Source organism: Streptomyces sp. JLYT201, from assembly GCF_059448825.1.
In genome coordinates this window covers 9,879,037-9,895,145 of record NZ_CM182551.1, presented here as the reverse complement: position 1 = coordinate 9,895,145, position 16,109 = coordinate 9,879,037, and the positions used below count along the sequence as shown (strand labels likewise).

The following is a 16,109-nucleotide window of genomic DNA, read 5'->3' as shown; positions in this document are numbered from 1 at the left end:
CGCTATTCGGCGATGGCGGTGCTGTAGGTGAACCGGAAGACGGGAACCCGCAGGCCCTCGACGAGCTCGGTCGCGCTCGTCCGCTCGAAGTGCTGGTGGCGGCCGTAGTAGGCCACGACCCAGCGCTCGGGAATCTCTTCCTGGTCGATCCGGCGGACCCGTCCCATGTCCTCGGGGCCGCCATCGGTCACGATGGTGATCACGGGGAGTACCTCCTTGGCTGCGCGTCAGGCACCGCAGCAGAGAACTCCCACCTCACCCCGTCGAATAAGGGTGTGCGGACGGCGTGCGCGAGCGCGCCCCATCCACCCGCACCTTCCCGCACACCCCGGCCGACCGCCTCCGCACGTCGGGCCCCCACCTCACACCCCGTGCACGCCGTTCACAGACCCCATGGCCATGCGGCCGACCGGGCAACCCTCCTTCCGGCATATCCGGAACCGACCCGGAGCGCGTCGAGGCAGGGGTGCAGAGCACGGCGAAGCGTGGGCTCCACCGCAGGCCGCACGCGTCCCCGCGCACTGCGTGTCAGCCACCGCGCAGGCCATGCACCGCGACAACCGGAACCCGATGACCGCGCACTCCCCCGCCCGGAAAGGAGGTGTGCCCTGCCCCACCCGAGGTGAACCCCGGGGCCTCTCCGAGCACTGTGCGCATGACGCCCACGACACGGCCTCACCCGCGTGCGCCCCCGGCGCGTACTGTTCCGCATGCGCCAACATCTGCCCTCGCCGTGGCCTGCGCCTCCCGCCGCATGACCCGACACTCAGGCTGCGGCTGCTCTGGGGCACCGTTCCCCGCCGCGCTGTCCGGGCTGCGGTCGGAGACCGTGTCGGCGCCACGGCCGGCGTCAGGCCTTCTTGACCACGCTGGACTTGAGTTGCATGGGGCCGAATCCGTCGATCTTGCAGTCGATGTCGTGGCCGTCCACGCCGGTGACGAGGCGGATGTTGCGCACCTTGGTGCCCGCCTTGATGCCGGAGGGACTGCCCTTGACCTTCAGCGTCTTGACCACCGTGACCGTGTCACCGTCGGCAAGAACGTTCCCGACCGCGTCCCTGATCGCCGTGTCCGCGGCGGCCTGCGCCGGTTCGGTGGACGCGGGTGACCATTCGTGCCCGCATTCGGGACAGACCAGGAGCGCACCCATCTCGTAGGTGTACTCGCTGGAGCAGGTGGGGCAGGGCGGCAGGTTCTCAGGCATCGGCGCAGTCCATTTCAGCTGGGGAGCCGCGCCTCATCGGGCGAGACGGGCGTTGGCGCCGGGGCCTCCACCGCGTCGTCGAACCGCTCTCGCGGCCTTGGCGCTGCTCTGTTGGAACGTGGGATGTGTCCGGCCAGGATAGATCGACTAGCTGAATTGCGAAATTTTGCAATTCGTTAGATGGTGTGGTGGCCGTGCCCGTAGGTAGCCGCGGGCACGGCGTCATCACGTGAGGTTCTCGGGGAGAGGGTCCGTGTCCGTTCCGCTGTATCAGGCCAAGGCTGAGTTCTTCCGGATGCTCGGTCATCCCGTACGGATACGGGTGCTGGAGTTGCTCCAGGACGGACCGATGCCCGTGCGTGACCTGCTGGCCGCGATAGAGGTGGAGCCGTCGACGCTGTCGCAGCAGCTGGCGGTGTTGCGCCGCTCGGGGATCGTGAGCTCGCGACGTGAGGGGTCGACGGTGGTGTATGCCCTGGCCGGCGGGGACGTCGCCGAGCTGATGCGGGCCGCGCGCCGGATTCTGACCGAGATGCTGGCCGGGCGGTACGACCTGTTGGAGGAGTTGCGGGAGGCAGAGGTCGCCGCGCGGTGAGTGCTCCGCAGCCCCGGGCCTGGGGTCTGGTCCGCTCGCTTCTTCCCACAGGCACGGATGTCGCCGAGATGGGCCGCGGCCCGCGCCGGGACCTGCTCGCGGGTCTGACGGTGGCGATCGTGGCGCTGCCGCTCGCGCTGGGTTTCGGGGTTTCCTCCGGGCTCGGCGCGCAGGCGGGGCTTGCCACCGCGGTGGTCGCCGGTGCGCTGGCCGCGCTGTTCGGCGGCTCGAGGCTGCAGGTGTCCGGGCCGACGGGGGCGATGACCGTGGTCCTGGTGCCGATCGCCGCCGAGCACGGGCCCGGCGGGGTCCTCACCGTCGGGCTGATCGCGGGCGTGCTGCTGGTGGCCCTGGCACTGCTGCGGGCCGGAAAGTACATGAGGTACGTGCCCGCGCCCGTGGTGGAGGGCTTCACCCTCGGCATCGCGTGTGTGATCGGCCTGCAGCAGGTCCCGAACGCGCTGGGCGTGGCCGCGCCGGAAGGCGACCGGGTACTGGTGGTGGCCTGGCGGGCGCTTGAGGCGTTCGCCAAGACGCCGAACTGGACGGCCGTTGCCCTTGCCGCAGCGGTGGCCACGGTCATGCTGGCCGGGGCGCGCCTGCGGCCCACGATCCCCTTCTCGATCCTCGCTGTCGTCAGCGCGACGCTGGTCGCGCAGCTTTTCGGCCTGGACGGGGCCAGGCCCATCGGGGAGCTGCCGTCCGGTCTGCCCGCCCCGTCGCTGGACTTCCTCGATGGGTCGGCGCTGGGCTCGCTTCTCGCGCCCGCGGTCGCGGTCGCCGCCCTGGCGGCTCTGGAGTCGTTGCTGTCCGCGTCGGTCGCCGACGGCATGACGGACGGCCCCCGGCACGACCCGGACAAGGAGCTGTTCGGGCAAGGGGTTGCCAACATGGCCGCCCCGCTGTTCGGCGGCGTGCCTGCGACCGGCGCCATCGCCCGGACCGCGGTCAATGTCCGCTGCGGCGCCGCCTCACGGCTGGCCGCGCTCACCCATGCCGCCGTCCTGGCCGTGATCGTGTTCGCTGCCGCCCCGCTGGTGTCGAAGATCCCGCTCGCGGCGCTGGCCGGGGTGCTGATCGCGACGGCTCTGCGCATGGTCGACGTCGTCTCGCTGAAGGCGATGGCGAAGGCGACCCGCTCCGATGCCCTGATCCTCGTCCTGACCGCCGCCGCCACGCTCGCGCTCGACCTGGTGTACGCGGTCGTCATCGGCCTCGCCGTCGCGGGCATCCTCGCGCTGCGTGCCGTGGCCTGCCAGGCGCGCATGGCCCCAGTACCGCTGGAGCGGGCAGAGCGCTGTGCCGAGGAGGACACGCTGCTGGCCGAGCACGTCGTCGCCTATCGCATCGACGGGCCGCTGTTCTTCGCCGCCGCGCACCGCCTCGTGCACGACCTGCACCAGGGGGCCGACGTACGCGTGGTCATCCTGCGCATGTCGAGGGTGTCCACGATGGATGCCACGGGCGCCCTCGCGCTCAAGGACGCGGTGCGGACGCTGAACCGGCGCGGCATCGTCGTGCTGGCCTCCGGGATCCGCTCCGAGCACCAGCAGGTCCTGAAGGCGGTGGGTGCCCTGGACCTGCTGCGACACGAGGGCCACGCGTACGCGACCGCCCACGAGGCTCTCGCCGGTGCCCGCGCCTGCCTGGAGCGCGCCGGGGTGCTGCCCGCCGTCCCCGCCCAGAACGCCCGCACCGACCGCTCCACTCGTGAGGGATCCGTCCGATGAGCACAGCTCCCGCCCCGCGTCGTCTGGTCGAGGTCTCCGGTGCCGAGGCCCTCTACTTGCTGGAGGGAAGCCGCACCGGCCGCCTGGTCCACGTCCGCAACGGCACCCCGGTCCTGCGCCCGGCGGCTCATGTGCTGGAGTACGGGCACCTGGTGGTCCGCGCACCCGTGCCACGACCGGCGCTGCCCGTCGGCGCCACGGTGACGTATCACGTGGAGGAGATCCGCACCGCGCTCGGCACCGGCTGGAGCGTGAGTGTCAGCGGCCGCTTCGCGTTCGTCTCCGACCCCGACGAGCTGGCCCACTATCGGCGCACCCTGCCCGGCTGGACGCACGGCCCGCACGACACGCTCCTGCGCCTCAACCCGCAGACGGTGAGCGGGTTCCGGCTCGGCCGCGTGGAGGCGTGATGGCCCGGTTGGTGCTGCCCCATCGACACGTACTGACCATGCCCACCATGCCGTCCGCGGTGCGGGTAGCCCGGGAGACGGCCGAGCAGGTCCTGCACGAATGGGGCATCAGCCGCCACCACCCGGCTGTCGACCCGGCTCTGCTGATCCTCAGCGAACTGGTCACCAACGCCGTGCGGCACGCCGCCGCGGCCTCTCCCCACGTCACCGTTGTCTACGCGGCCGCCAAGGACACCTTCGCCTTCGCCGTCCACGACCGCCACCCCTACCAGCCCGCCCTGCACGGCGCGGGCACCGGCGACCGCAGCAGCGGCCTGGCCACCGTCGTCGAACTCACCCTCTCCCTGGCGGGAACGGCAGTCGTGCGCCAGGACGCCGACGGAGGCGGCAAGAGCATCTGGATCACCCTGCCCCTGTGATCCGTGCCCGTGGCCCGTACCCGTGACCCGTGATCCACACACGTCACCCGCACACCTCACCCGCACACGCGGCAGCGCATGAAAGGCAGTTGATGACGACCATGACCATCGAGTGGCGCTACACCGTCGAGCCGGACCTCGCCGTCCTGTCCGTCTCCGGCCACCTCGGCCAGGAAGCCTCCCACCGTTTCACCGGCGCAGTCGGCTGGGTGCTCGCCCGCGGCACGGGGCCGGTCATCGTCGACTGCACAGAGCTGCGCGGCTGGTCCGTCCAAGGTCAGCTCGCCCTGGCCGAGGCAGCACGTCGCCTCGCGGAGCACGGGCGCCGACTGGAACTGGCGGCCATCCCCGCCGACGGCTCTCTGGTCCCGGTCGGCGACTGCCCGCCCGTCCCCGTCCACTGCGACCTGACGGCAGCGCTGGCCGCGCACCGGACGCAGCGGCAGACGGCGACCGGCGAACCGGACGAGCAGCGGCAGGCAGTGACCGGCAGGCCGGAGGAGCAGCGGCAGGAGTGGCGCACCGGCGGCTGGTCCGGCTGAGCACGGGCAGCAGGCCGGGCGCAGTCACCGACTCCGCCAAGCCGCCCCCTCCCGAACACGCACCGAACAGGGTGCTGACCTGCCGGGCCGACCACCGGCGCGGTGAACTCGCGGTGCCCCACGAGTGGGTCCTGCCAACGGCCAGGCGGCTCACGCGAGGCCGTCCGGGCCAGGACGGTTGAGTACGGGCTGTCCGCGCCATACGCACTCAGGATCCCGCTCCCTCCGCCTTCCGACTTGCTAATGTCAGCAATTCTTGAGGTCATCATTCCGGTGGTCAGGGGCCAGGATGGTCCCATGCTGATGATTTCTGGGCGGAAGCGATGCGCAGAGCACTCACGGGGACGGCTCGGCCAGCCGGTCGCCTGCGGGCAGGACGGGAGGCCGGTTCGGTGAGCAGGCCGCTGTACCAACTCAAGGCGGAGTTCTTCAAGACGCTCGGGCACCCCGTGCGGATCAGGGTGCTTGAGCTACTGAGCGTGCGTGAGCACGCAGTCGCGGAGATGCTGCCGGAGGTGGGCGTCGAGCCGGCACATCTCTCCCAGCAGTTGGCCGTGCTGCGGCGCGCGAATCTGGTCGTGACCCGCAAGGAAGGCTCGACCGTCTACTACTCGCTGACGAGTCCGCATGTCGCGGAGCTGCTGAAGGTGGCACGCACCATCCTGTCGGGGGTGCTGGCCAGTCAGGCCGGGCTGCTCGCCGACCTGCAGACCGCCGCGGCGGAAACAGAACCGCCGTCGTAACCAGCCCTTTGCCCAGCGGGCCGCCCGGTGCTCGACTCGCGCCAGGACTGCCCGCGCCGCAAGGAGGGCAAGGCACCCGTCGCACTGCCCCGCAAGTGGAGCGGCGGGCGGCCACCGCCCGGCAGCACCACGAAGCGACCACGTACGTCTCGCGGTGCCCCACCGCATTCCGCGCCGATCCCGCTCGCACGGCGCCGGACGGGAACATGAGCAAGGCCTACTACAGGGCGCACCGGGCAGAACTGTGCGAGTTCGTGTCGCCCAAGGGAGCGTGACGTCGGGTCGTCGCCGATTTCCATCCAGTCGGCCCTGGCGGGCAAGGCGGGACCGGCCATACAGCCCGCCAGCAAGGGCGACTCGGCACTTATCGATAATTCGCCCATAATGGGTCATATGGAACACATAGGTGAAGTGGGTCGCCCCCACCGGGGCGGCGCTGGTAACCCTCTGGAGCGACTGGGCAAGGTCGCGTGGCAGGCCCTCATGCTGATGGGCTTCGCCGCGATCGCGATCGGCGTGGTCGCGTTGGTGTGGCCGGGCCGGACGCTGCTGGTGCTGGGCGTCCTGTTCGGCATCTACCTGCTGATCAGCGGAGTGATGGAGATCGTGGCCGCGTTCGGCGCCTTCGTCAGCGCCGGGATGCGCGTCCTGCTCGTCGTCACCGGCGCGCTGTCGATCACGCTGGGCGTGCTGTGCTTCCGGAACTCGCTGCACAACTCGGTACTCCTGCTGAGCCTGTGGATCGGCATCGGCTTCCTGATGTACGGCATCGCCACCGCGGTGACGGCCGCCGAGATGCACAGCGGCTGGGGCGTGTTCCTGGGCCTGCTGGCGGCCGCGGGCGGCATCATCGTCCTCTCCTGGCCCATCGGCTCCATCGTCACCCTGGCGGTCTTCACCGGCATCTGGCTGATCGCGGTCGGCCTGACCGAGGTGATCCACGCGTTCACCCTGCGGAGCCTGGTGCGCTCGGCCGGCGGCTCCAGGCGGCACGCAACCGCCGTCGCCTGACTGCGCGACGGGCACGGCGGGGTCGACATGACTCCGGGACGGGCACGCCGAGGTCGATCTGGCCATGACCGCGGCGCCCGTTCGTCCCCCGGCCCTGGTGGCGGGCGCGAGCGCCGTCGAAGATCTGGGAGCCATGGGCATCCCTCTGACACCGGCAGCAGGGGCGGGCACACCCAGGTTGACGTAGACGACTCCGACTGGCGCCGCCTCAGCACCTCTGCATCCGGCGCCTGGTCTGCCACCTGGCGGACTCCATCGAGCAGAGCACCGGATGAGGGCCCTGGGGTTCCGCTCGCACTCCTCTGAACTGCGGCTATCAGGCTTTCACCACACCCCCGACAGGCGCACCGCCGAGACTCGGCGCGCCACCGCGAGCAGCTCCGCCACGTCCCCGCCCACGGCCTCGTACACCGCTGTTGCTCCCCTGCGATTCACCGCAACGACCCCGCAGCCGAGCAACACCGTCAGATGCTGCGACAACTCCGCAAGCTCGATCTCCAACTCGAGAGCGGCCAACAGCTCCCGCACCGGTATGGGCCCGCCCTGCAGCACCTCCAGCACGCGGATGCGCACCGGGTGCCCCAGCACCTGGAACAACTCCGCCTGCGCCTCGTACAGCGAATCCGGCACACGATTCTGAGCAAGCGCGTTCACACCAAAGCCACCCCCTCCAGCACTTAACACCCAACGAAACTAACGAATTGCAGAACTATGCAAGTCTAAGCAATCGTACCCCCGCAGTTACTACGGCGATGAACTGCAACCTTCCAACCAGGCGATACTTGGCCGAGGTCGGGCGGAGGTCGCCCCACCCCGTCCTGCACTGCGCGGAGGTCGCCCCGTCCCGCACTGAGTCGACCGAGACCTCCTGCCTGCTCCGCCGTCCGCACGCCTCCTCCGGGACGAGCACGGATCACCTCCGGATCCCACGGTCAACACGGCGCACGCCCTCTTTCGCTTCCGGGTGACCGACGGTGGGTATTGCTGCCGAAACGCTGCGGGCGGGACCGACCTGTTGGTAGCACCGAGGTCACCGCGCGCGGGGAACCGCGGCGGGATCGAAGAAGGGGCAGCCATGGCGGCGGAGCGACGGGCGGGCAATCTGCCGGAGGAGGACAGCCGCCTGGTCGGGCGGCGGACGGAGGTCGCGGAGGCGGTCGGGCTGTGTGGGCGGTCGCGGCTGGTGACCCTGACCGGGGTCGGGGGTGTGGGCAAGACACGGCTGGCCCGGCGGGTGGCGGCCGAGCTGCAGCCGCGCTTCGCGGACGGTGTGTGGTGGGTGGAGCTGTCCCCGCTCACCGCCCCGTGGGGGGCGTTGCCGTATGCGATCGCCGAGGCGCTGCCGCTGGCCGACCAGACCACCCGGCCGATGCTGGAGGTGATCGCCGATTACCTGGCCGGGCGGGAGATGCTGCTGGTGTGGGACACCTGCGAGCATCTGGTGGAGGAGTGCCGGGAGGTGGCGGCGACGCTGCTCTCCGTCGCACCGGCGCTGCGGATCCTGACCACCAGCCGCCGCCCGCTCCGGTTGCACGCCGAGGAGGTACTCGGCCTCGATCCCCTTCCGGTCCCCGGGGCCGACGCGGGCGAGGCGGCGGACGCGGTGGTGCTGCTGGTCGACCGGGCCGCGCAGGCCGTGCCCGGATTCGCCGTCACCGACGCCAATCGCGCCGAACTGGCCGCCCTGTGCCGCCGCTTGGAGGGCCTGCCGCTGGCCCTGGAACTGGCCGCCGCGCGGCTGCGCGAATTTCCCGTGGCCGAGCTGAACCAGCGTCTGGAGGACCGGTACGCCACCCTCGGCGACACCGAGGGCGCGGACTTGGACGCCGACCCGCCCTGGCACCAGGCCCTGCGCACCGCGATCGGCTGGAGCCACCAGCTGTGCACCCCCGCCGAACGCCTGCTCTGGGCCCGCCTTTCGGTCTTCGCCGGCACCTTCGACACCGAGGCGGCCCGCCGGGTGGGCGCCGATGAACTGGTCTCCGGTGAGCAGGTCCCCGGCCTCCTGCACGCGCTGGTGGAGAAGTCGATCCTGATCTGGGAGCCCACCGGAGTCGGCGAGCGCTACCGGATGCTGGACACCATCCGCGAGTACGGGACCCACTGGCTGCGCGGCCTCGGCGAGGAGGAAACGCTGCGCCGCCGCCACCGGGACTACTACCTGGCCCTGGCCCGCCGGGGCGACGCCGCTTGGATCGGGCCGCACCAGTTCGCCTGGTACGACCGGATGACGGCCGAGTACGACAACCTGCGCGCCGCGCTGGAGTACTGCCTGACCGAGCGCGAAGGCCACGTCGCGCTGGAGATGACCGGAGTGTTGTGGTTCTTCTGGCAGGAATGCGGGTTCGTCAAGGAGGGCCGGCACTACCTGGACCAGGCACTGGCCGCCGACACCGCTCCCTCCCCGGCCCGAGTGAAGGCCCTGTACGCCTGCGGTCTCCTGCTGCTCTATCTGGGCGACCTGCCCGCCCTTGAGGAGCGGGCCGCCGAGTGCGCCGCCCTGGCCGCCCACCTCGGCGACACGGAGCGGACGTACGCGGCCTCCACCGCCCTGCGGGTGTCGGCGCTACGCGGCGACCTGGAACAGACGGTGGCCCAGGCCGAGGCCCTGCTCACCCCGGACTGGCGCGAGCAACCACTCACCCTGATCCCCCTGGCGGCCCTGGTCCTCCTCACCCACTCGCTCGTCGCCGCGGGCCGCTTCGAAGAGGCCGTCGTCCGGCTGGACGAGCTGAGCGCCGCGGGCGAGCGCAGCGGTGAGCGCAGCATGTGCGCCTGGAGCGATTTCGTCCGCGCCCAGGCCGAGCTGGCCCTGGGCCGGTTCCCGGAAGCCCATGAGCACGCCCGGGCCGCGCTGCTGGTCAAGCACCGGCTGCGCGACGGCGTGGGCACCGCCCACGCCCTGGAGTCGCTGGCCCGCTCCGCCATCGCCACGGGTCGGAGCGGGGACGCCGCGTGGCTGCTCGGCCTGGCCGCACAGCTGTGGGAGACACTCGGCCAGCCCCAGGCGGGCATCCCCGCGATGGTGGCAGCCCACCAAGTCTGCGAACGCCAGACCCGCGAAGCCCTCGGACAGGGCGCCTACGAGCGGGCCTTCGACGCCGGTCGTTCCATCGACCCGAACACCGGCATCGCCCGCCTCCTCGCCCCCGCCGCCCCGCCTCCTTGACGCGGTGTCCGCCACGGACCGTCCACGGCCTCCGAGTCCGTCCCCGCAGAGCGACTGTTCAGCGCCTCGACACCAAGGACCGCGGGCGCCGCCCGGCCTGGGCCGGGCGGCGGGCCGGGCAAGGGCGTTACGCGGCCACCGCCCACAGGCGTCGGCGCTAGCATCCGAGGCATGCGGAGGTACTTCACAGCAGGGAAGCAGCAGTTGTCCTTCCTGGACTCCGGTGGTTCAGGCCGTCCGCTGCTGGCACTTCACGGGCACTACAACGAGGCGTCGATTTTCGCCCCGCTGGCCGAAGCGCTGGCGCCGGAGTGGCGCGTCATCGCCCTGGACCAGCGCGGACACGGCGAGTCCGACCGCGCCGAGAGCTATCGCAGGGCCGACTACGTCGCCGACGTCGAGGCCTTCCATCGCCATCTGGGACTCGGGCCGGTGCCGGTCCTCGGCCACTCCCTGGGCGGCGTGAACGCCTATCAGTACGCCGCCCGGCACGCGGACCAGGTCACCGCCCTGATCGTCGCGGACGTCGGCGCGGTGGTGGACGCCGACTGGTCGATGGCCACACAGCTGCCTCTCGGCCAACCGTCACGCGAGGCCCTGGCCACGGCTCTCGGCCCGATGGCGCCCTACCTCGCGTGCGCCTTCCGCTCCTCCGAGACCGGATGGGGATATTCGTTCGACATCGAGGACACCGTGCTGTCCAGTCAAGCCCTCACCGGCTCCTACTGGGACGACTGGGACGCCGTGACCTGCCCGACCCTGCTGATCCGGGGAGCGGACAGCCCCGTCCTGACGCGGGACCACGCCCGGGACATGCTCGCCCGCCGGGCCGGCCGGGCCCACCTGGTCGAGCTTCCGGCCGGGCACGTCGTGCAGTGCGACGCCCCCGACGCGTTCGCCGCAGCCGTACGTACGTTCCTCACTCAACTGCCACCGGCGTAAAGGCGCTTCCGCACGCGCCCCACCGGTCAGGTCCCACCAGGTCAGTGCCACGACCGGGTGATACTTCGGTCAGAGGCAGAGATTTCCATGCATAAGATCTGCCCCGTGACAGAACATCAGCACATGCCCACCGTCGACGGCTCGGCCGACGTGGTGATACTCGGTGCCGGTCCAGCGGGACTGGTTCTCGCCAATCTGCTGCTCGCGCACGGCGTCGACTGCGTCGTGCTGGAGCGGGCCGAGCTCGAGCACCTCCACGCGCGGGCCCGGGCGGGATTCCTCGCGGCCAACACCGTACGGATCCTTGACCGGCACGGGTTGGCCGAAGGGCTGCTCCGGCGCGGGCACACCCACAGCACATGCGAGTTCCGTACCGCGGACGGCCGGTTCCAGTTGGACTACAGCGGCCTCGGCCGCGGGGAAGCACACACCGTCTATCCCCAACAGGAGCTGGTGGGCGACCTGTTGTCGCACTACCTGGCGGCCGGTGGCCGGATCAGCTTCGGCACGGAAGCGGTGGCCGTACGGGACGCGGACGGCGAGGAGCCGTCGGTGAGCGTGCGGTCGGCGGACGGGCGGCCCGGGCGGTGGCGGGCGCGGTACGTCGCCGGATGTGACGGCCGGCACGGGGCCGCGCGGCGCTCGCTCCCGGACCACTCGGTCCGCCGCTTCCACCGCGATCACGGCGTGACCTGGCTGGGCCTGCTCGCCGAGGCACCCCCCAGCCTCGACGCCGTCGGCTACGCGGTCCACGAGCGGGGTTTCGCCGGACACATGGCACGCACCTCCGCCATCACGCGCTACTACCTCCAGTGCGAGCGCGGCACCCCGGCCGACTCCTGGTCGGACGAGCGGATCTGGGACGAGCTGGACCTGCGCATGGGGGCCAAGGAGTACGGTCCGCTGCGCCGCGGCCAGATCGTGCAGCGCAGCGCCATCGACCTGGAGTCGGACGTCCTCGAACCCCTTCGGTACGGCGCGCTGTTCCTGGCAGGTGACGCCGCGAGCCTGATCAGTCCGTCCGCCGCCAAGGGGGCGAACCTCGCGGTCCTGGAGGCCGAACTCCTCGCGCACGCCCTCATCGACGACCTCACCCGCAAGGACCCCACCGGCGTCGAGAACTACTCGGCCCGCTGCCTCGCCCGCATCTGGAGCGCGCAGGAGTTCTCGCACTGGATGATCGAGCTGCTGCACAGCGCCCCCGGCAGGGACGACGCGTCCCGCTTCCTCAACCGCACGCGGCGCTCCCGCATGGCCTCGCTGCGCACCTCGCGCAGCCAGCAGGACTGGTTCGCCGAGCGCTACGTCGGCGTGTGAGACACCCCGCCTTCGGCCATCCCCCGCCTGACACCACCGCCACCTGACACCACCTCCGCCTGAGACCGCTCTCCCCTCAGGCCGCTCCCCCTCGGATCTCCCACCTCGGCTCTCCCCGGAATGAGGACGCCCCGTTGATCACGGCGTTGTCGGACGACACCTCGCGCCTGCGCGCGACGGTCGACTTTGTCACCCAGCAGGACAGCGAGTCCCTCCTGCCGCTCCTGCTGCCCGGGCTCGACGGCCCGGAACTGCGCGCGCTGGTGGAGCGGTGCCGCTTCGCGCACGCCGCGCTGCTCGTCTTCCCCGTCCACGCGCCGGCGCTGGAGGCAACGCTGGCCGAGTGCGGCCTGGTCGCCCCGGCACCGCCCCAGCCGAGCGTGGTCGTGCGCGAACGCCTGGCGCTGCGTCACCGTCGCACGGCCGACGACCTCGACGTGCGCATCCTGCGCCCGGTGGTGCTCGGCCGCGACGGGCAGCGCCGCACGGTCGAGGTGTTCGCCCTGACCGTGCCGCCGGGCTCGGACCTGGAGGAGATCGCGGCGCACGAACTCGCCCGGCACGACGAGGCCCACGTCGCCTTCGAAGTACAGGCCCCCGACCCGCTGGTGCTGCGTGGACTGCGCGCGTCCTTCGCCTTCCACGGGGCGCTCCCGGACGGCGGCGGGTACAACCCGCACGAGAACGGCACGGTCTTCTACTTCGCCGCGCCCACCGCCTCCCGGGCCGGTTACCGCCGCATCGAGCTGTACGCCCCCGGCGACCACCGCTGCCAACTCGCCGCGCACCTGGCAGATTTCCACCACCAGCAGCCACCTGAGGCGCTGCTGCGGCTACTCACCGGCGCTTGGACCACGCAGGCCCTGGCCACCGCCGCCCAGCTGCGGGTGCCCGACGCGATGGAGACCGACCGCGCCGTCGACGCCGGGGCCCTGGCGAACAAAGTGGCGGCGGACCCGGACAGCCTCACGGTGCTCCTGCGCTACCTCGCCTCGCTCGGCGTCGTCGCCGAGGACGCTCCCGGGGGCTTCCGGCTCACCGCCCTCGGCGCGCTCCTGCGCACGGAGGGCCCGGGCTCGATGCGGCCCCTGGCCCTCTTGTACGGCGGACCGTTCTACCAGTCCTTCGCCGCCCTCGCGCACACGGTGCGCACCGGGCAGGTCGCCTTCGAATACCTCTTCGGCGCCCACCACTTCGACCACTTCGCCGCCGACCCCCACCTCGCCGAGCTCTTCGACCAGTCCATGGCCGCGAACTGGCGCATGTTCGAGCCGCTCCCCACCCATCCGGTACTCACCGCGGCGGCCCGCAAGCCACGGGGAGCCACCGTGGTCGACATCGCGGGCGGCAACGGCGAGCTGCTCAGCCGCATCCTCGCCGCGCATCCGGGGCTCGACGCCGTGCTGCTCGAACGCCCGCACGTCGTCGCGGCCGCCCGCCGTCGCCTCGGCGCCACCCGGTGCACGTACGTGGCGGGGGACTTCGCGGACGTACCGGCGGGCGCGGACGTCTATCTCCTCTGTCGCGTGCTGCACGACTGGGACGACGAGCGGTGCCGCGACATCCTGCGGCACTGCGCCCGTGCCATGCCCGCCGACGCCGACCTGCTCATCGTCGAGCGCCTGCTGCCCACCGACAACTCGCCCTCCCTCGCCACCGCCTGGGACCTCCACATGCGGTGCAACGTCGGGGGCCGCGAGCGCACCGCCGACCACTACGGCCGACTGCTGGCCGACGCGGGCCTCACCCTGGCCGGGCACCGGCCGCTGCCGCTGGACGGCCACGTTCTGCACGCCCACAAGTGAGGTCTGGCCGCTCGGCGGCGGGCCCCGCGTCCAGCAGGGCGCGGCCGAGCGGGGTCAGGGCGTGCCTGACCCCCGGACCCTCCCGGCGGGTGGTGAGCAGCCCGGCGGCCCGCAGCACCGAGGCGTGGTGGCTGGCCGTCGCGGCGGAGGTGCCGATGCGCCGGGCCAGCTCGACGGTGCCGACCGGGCTCTGCACCTCCTGGAGGGTCCGGGCCCGGGTGGCGCCGAGGAGAGCGCGCAGGCCGCCCTCGGCCGCCTGCGTCTCACCCGTCACCACGGAGGCGCAGTCGAGGAGGGAGCGCGCGAGCGGGTAGCGCAGGACGAAGGGGCGCTCGGGCTCGGCGTTGTCGACCAGTACGAGCGGCCTCGGGCAGAAGAACGTCGGGACGAGCAACAGGCCGCGGCCGCCCAGGTCCAGGTCGGTGTCCACGTCGCAGGGCACGCTCAGGACGCCCTGGCTCCAGGAGATCTCGGGGTGCAGGGTGCCGAGCAGCCCCTCGACGCCCTTGTCGACGGCGGTCAGGGCCCGCTGGGCGCGGTCGTTGTGGGCGCACGCGAGGAGCTGCGACCAGTAGGGCGCCACCGCGAGGGCGTAGTAGGAGCGCAGCTCACGGCAGACGAGTGCCGCCCAGGTGCGGTCCCCGTGGTGCAGTTCGTGGATCCAGCGCGGCGCGTGGGGCCGTAGCAGCCGGGTGGCGCGCCAGTCGGCGGCCCACTGGCCGCCCGGCAGCGACCAGGTGTGGTCCAGGCTGTCCGTGAGGCTGCCGGTGGCGGCGTGCGTGAACACCTCGGGGACGTACTCGCCGACGCCCGCGGGCGCCAGGTCGAACAGGAGTCCCATCTCGGGCCGCAGGGCGCGCCGGGTGCGCTCGCGCCAGCCCGACAGGGCCGCAGTCGCCGCCAGGTCGGGCCCCTCGGCCTGGAGCAGCGGCAGGCTCAGGACGGTCTCGGCGAGGGGGTCGGGGCGGTCCGCGACGCGCACCCGGGACAGGTCGTCGGCGGTGAGGTGGATGCGTAGCACCGTCGTGTCTCCAGGCGCTCGGCGGGGCGGGGCGCGCGCTCGGCGACGGTCGGCTCGGCCGTCGTCGGCCGAGCCGCGTGATCACGCTAACCGGCGCGGCACCCACCGGGACGGGTGTGCAGCCCATCTGGCCAAAGAGCTCTGCCCAGGCTTGCGGAATGTCCAAATTCGATGTGTCTCGAAGGGCTTTGAGCGGCGGACGGGGCGGTGGCAAGACTGGCTCACGTACAGGGGGGAGGGCCCGGTCGGCGCCGCCGCGCGGTGTCAGCCGGACCCTTTGCACCCGCTGCTCTCAGTGGTCGTCCGCGGCCTGGGCCAGCGCCGCCTTGAGCAGGGCCACGGTCGAGGCGGTCGTCGCCGCGCGGACCGCGTCCTGGTCGGAGTGCTCGGCCTCTTCGAGCAGGATCACAGCGGCCTGGAGTACGCCGACGTGCACCGGCACCGTCCGCAGTGCGGCGAGCGCGGCACCGGCCCGGTCCGCCGCGGACACGGAGTCGCCGGCCTGGGGAATGAGCGCGAAGACACCGCGCCCCAGCGCGCGGTCGCGGGAGGAAGGCGTGGTCACCCGGGGATTCTCCCCTACGGGGCCCGCCCGGTGACAGCCGGTCGCGGTCCCGCGGCAGGAGCCCTACGGCCGCCGCGCCTTGGCAGGAGCCCGCGCTCGAAGCCCTCCCGGAGTCGTGCCGGTGTCGGCAGGCGGCCGCGGCCCCTGGCCGGGGCCGGGCGCTACCAGGTCGTCGCTTCCCAGTCGTCCGTGTGGAGGGAGTGCGGCTCGCCCTTCAGACAGTGCTGGATGCCGAGTGCGTTGTACCGGACGGTGTCCTTGGGGAGCGGGTCGACAGGGGCCCAGACGAGTTCGCTGCACTTGTGGGGTTCGGCGTTGACGACCGAGCCGGCGAAGTCCTGCTCGACGGCGAAGAACCAGCCCACGCGGTCACGCCCTTCAGGGCTGCGGAAGAACATCACGTGCGCGAGGCGCAGCGCCGCGCGGTCGAGCTGGACGCCGATCTCCTCCCGCGCCTCGCGCACGATCGCGCCACAGGGGTCCTCCCCCGGGTCGACCTTGCCGGAAGGGAGGTTGAGCAGCCCGTCCGCGTATCCCGTGTTGTCCCGTCTGGCCAGGAGGACGGTGTCCCCGCGCCTGAGGATGAGCATGACGTCGTTCTGGGGCTGCCCCACCGAGTCCTCCCGCGATCGTGTC

At 72.0% G+C, this 16,109-nt stretch carries 17 protein-coding genes; 11 read left to right on the top strand and 6 right to left on the bottom strand.

Translation table 11 applies throughout. The features are described from left to right. Positions 1-2: 2 nt before the first annotated feature. Both AC5WAM_RS41660 and AC5WAM_RS41655 read right to left on the bottom strand, forming a co-directional pair. Positions 3-203 (bottom strand): DUF5988 family protein, encoded by a 201-nt coding sequence (locus AC5WAM_RS41660; RefSeq protein ID WP_138957423.1) that lies wholly within the window; start codon positions 201-203, stop codon positions 3-5. Positions 204-850: 647 nt separating this feature from the next. Further along, complete coding sequence (locus tag AC5WAM_RS41655; RefSeq protein WP_495520936.1) at positions 851-1,204, bottom strand: zinc ribbon domain-containing protein YjdM; 354 nt, start codon at positions 1,202-1,204, stop codon at positions 851-853. Positions 1,205-1,457: 253 nt separating this feature from the next. On the opposite strand from AC5WAM_RS41655, the gene AC5WAM_RS41650 reads away from it, so the two are divergent. The 7 genes from AC5WAM_RS41650 (at position 1,458) to AC5WAM_RS41620 (ending at position 6,654) form a co-directional block, all read left to right on the top strand. Further along, the gene (locus AC5WAM_RS41650; RefSeq protein ID WP_366794411.1) at positions 1,458-1,799 is read left to right on the top strand and encodes an ArsR/SmtB family transcription factor; all 342 of its coding nucleotides are present in this window, start codon (positions 1,458-1,460) and stop codon (positions 1,797-1,799) included. A gap of 68 nt (positions 1,800-1,867) precedes the next feature. Beyond that, positions 1,868-3,529 carry a SulP family inorganic anion transporter gene (locus AC5WAM_RS41645; RefSeq protein ID WP_495523765.1) on the top strand — a complete coding sequence of 554 codons (1,662 nt, stop codon included), beginning with the start codon at positions 1,868-1,870 and terminating at the stop codon, positions 3,527-3,529. Beyond that, positions 3,526-3,939, top strand: a complete 414-nt coding sequence (locus AC5WAM_RS41640; protein ID WP_495520935.1) for a pyridoxamine 5'-phosphate oxidase family protein — start codon at positions 3,526-3,528, stop codon at positions 3,937-3,939. The genes AC5WAM_RS41645 and AC5WAM_RS41640 overlap by 4 nt, the downstream gene beginning before the upstream one ends. Next, entirely contained in the window at positions 3,939-4,358 is a 420-nt protein-coding gene (locus tag AC5WAM_RS41635; RefSeq protein WP_495520934.1) for an ATP-binding protein, read from the top strand. The genes AC5WAM_RS41640 and AC5WAM_RS41635 overlap by 1 nt, the downstream gene beginning before the upstream one ends. A 101-nt stretch (positions 4,359-4,459) precedes the next feature. After that, positions 4,460-4,900, top strand: a complete 441-nt coding sequence (locus AC5WAM_RS41630; protein WP_366794431.1) for an STAS domain-containing protein — start codon at positions 4,460-4,462, stop codon at positions 4,898-4,900. 392 nt (positions 4,901-5,292) lie between these two features. Continuing rightward, positions 5,293-5,643, top strand: coding sequence for an ArsR/SmtB family transcription factor (locus tag AC5WAM_RS41625; RefSeq protein ID WP_138957429.1), 351 nt, complete (start codon positions 5,293-5,295; stop codon positions 5,641-5,643). 393 nt (positions 5,644-6,036) lie between these two features. After that, the gene (locus tag AC5WAM_RS41620; RefSeq protein WP_366794414.1) at positions 6,037-6,654 is read left to right on the top strand and encodes an HdeD family acid-resistance protein; all 618 of its coding nucleotides are present in this window, start codon (positions 6,037-6,039) and stop codon (positions 6,652-6,654) included. Between the two features lie 324 nt (positions 6,655-6,978). Here the strand turns inward: AC5WAM_RS41620 and AC5WAM_RS41615 are convergent, their stop codons facing one another. Beyond that, positions 6,979-7,284: a metalloregulator ArsR/SmtB family transcription factor gene (locus AC5WAM_RS41615; RefSeq protein WP_366794415.1), complete on the bottom strand. Its 306-nt coding sequence runs from the start codon at positions 7,282-7,284 to the stop codon at positions 6,979-6,981. A gap of 445 nt (positions 7,285-7,729) precedes the next feature. Here AC5WAM_RS41615 and AC5WAM_RS41610 point away from each other — a divergent pair, with 445 nt between their 5' ends. From AC5WAM_RS41610 to AC5WAM_RS41595, 4 genes are all read left to right on the top strand, one after another. Continuing rightward, positions 7,730-9,823, top strand: a complete 2,094-nt coding sequence (locus AC5WAM_RS41610; protein ID WP_495520933.1) for an ATP-binding protein — start codon at positions 7,730-7,732, stop codon at positions 9,821-9,823. 171 nt (positions 9,824-9,994) lie between these two features. Next, entirely contained in the window at positions 9,995-10,765 is a 771-nt protein-coding gene (locus AC5WAM_RS41605) for an alpha/beta fold hydrolase (RefSeq protein ID WP_495520932.1), read from the top strand. Between the two features lie 150 nt (positions 10,766-10,915). Continuing rightward, positions 10,916-12,082 carry a 4-hydroxybenzoate 3-monooxygenase gene (locus AC5WAM_RS41600; RefSeq protein ID WP_495523764.1) on the top strand — a complete coding sequence of 389 codons (1,167 nt, stop codon included), beginning with the start codon at positions 10,916-10,918 and terminating at the stop codon, positions 12,080-12,082. A gap of 134 nt (positions 12,083-12,216) precedes the next feature. Continuing rightward, a complete protein-coding gene (locus AC5WAM_RS41595) occupies positions 12,217-13,887 on the top strand; it encodes a methyltransferase (protein WP_495520931.1) in 1,671 nt (556 codons plus the stop codon). Here AC5WAM_RS41595 and AC5WAM_RS41590 read toward each other — a convergent pair. The 3 genes from AC5WAM_RS41590 to AC5WAM_RS41580 all read right to left on the bottom strand — a co-directional run bounded on the left by AC5WAM_RS41590 (position 13,826) and on the right by AC5WAM_RS41580 (position 16,087). Beyond that, complete coding sequence (locus AC5WAM_RS41590) at positions 13,826-14,908, bottom strand: ArsR/SmtB family transcription factor (protein ID WP_495520930.1); 1,083 nt, start codon at positions 14,906-14,908, stop codon at positions 13,826-13,828. The two genes, AC5WAM_RS41595 and AC5WAM_RS41590, sit on opposite strands and share 62 nt — an antisense overlap. 292 nt (positions 14,909-15,200) lie before the next feature. Next, entirely contained in the window at positions 15,201-15,473 is a 273-nt protein-coding gene (locus tag AC5WAM_RS41585) for a hypothetical protein (protein ID WP_495520929.1), read from the bottom strand. A gap of 161 nt (positions 15,474-15,634) precedes the next feature. Beyond that, positions 15,635-16,087 carry an NUDIX hydrolase gene (locus tag AC5WAM_RS41580; RefSeq protein WP_495520928.1) on the bottom strand — a complete coding sequence of 151 codons (453 nt, stop codon included), beginning with the start codon at positions 16,085-16,087 and terminating at the stop codon, positions 15,635-15,637. Positions 16,088-16,109: the final 22 nt, after the last annotated feature.

Bases quoted from the DNA above. Each gene is read 5' to 3' on its own strand.
- AC5WAM_RS41655 (WP_495520936.1), bottom strand. From the start codon at position 1,204: ATGCCTGAGAACCTGCCGCCCTGCCCCACCTGCTCCAGCGAGTACACC.
- AC5WAM_RS41645 (WP_495523765.1), top strand. From the start codon at position 1,868: ATGGGCCGCGGCCCGCGCCGGGACCTGCTCGCGGGTCTGACGGTGGCG.
- AC5WAM_RS41640 (WP_495520935.1), top strand. From the start codon at position 3,526: ATGAGCACAGCTCCCGCCCCGCGTCGTCTGGTCGAGGTCTCCGGTGCC.
- AC5WAM_RS41635 (WP_495520934.1), top strand. From the start codon at position 3,939: ATGGCCCGGTTGGTGCTGCCCCATCGACACGTACTGACCATGCCCACC.
- AC5WAM_RS41630 (WP_366794431.1), top strand. From the start codon at position 4,460: ATGACCATCGAGTGGCGCTACACCGTCGAGCCGGACCTCGCCGTCCTG.
- AC5WAM_RS41620 (WP_366794414.1), top strand. From the start codon at position 6,037: ATGGAACACATAGGTGAAGTGGGTCGCCCCCACCGGGGCGGCGCTGGT.
- AC5WAM_RS41610 (WP_495520933.1), top strand. From the start codon at position 7,730: ATGGCGGCGGAGCGACGGGCGGGCAATCTGCCGGAGGAGGACAGCCGC.
- AC5WAM_RS41605 (WP_495520932.1), top strand. From the start codon at position 9,995: ATGCGGAGGTACTTCACAGCAGGGAAGCAGCAGTTGTCCTTCCTGGAC.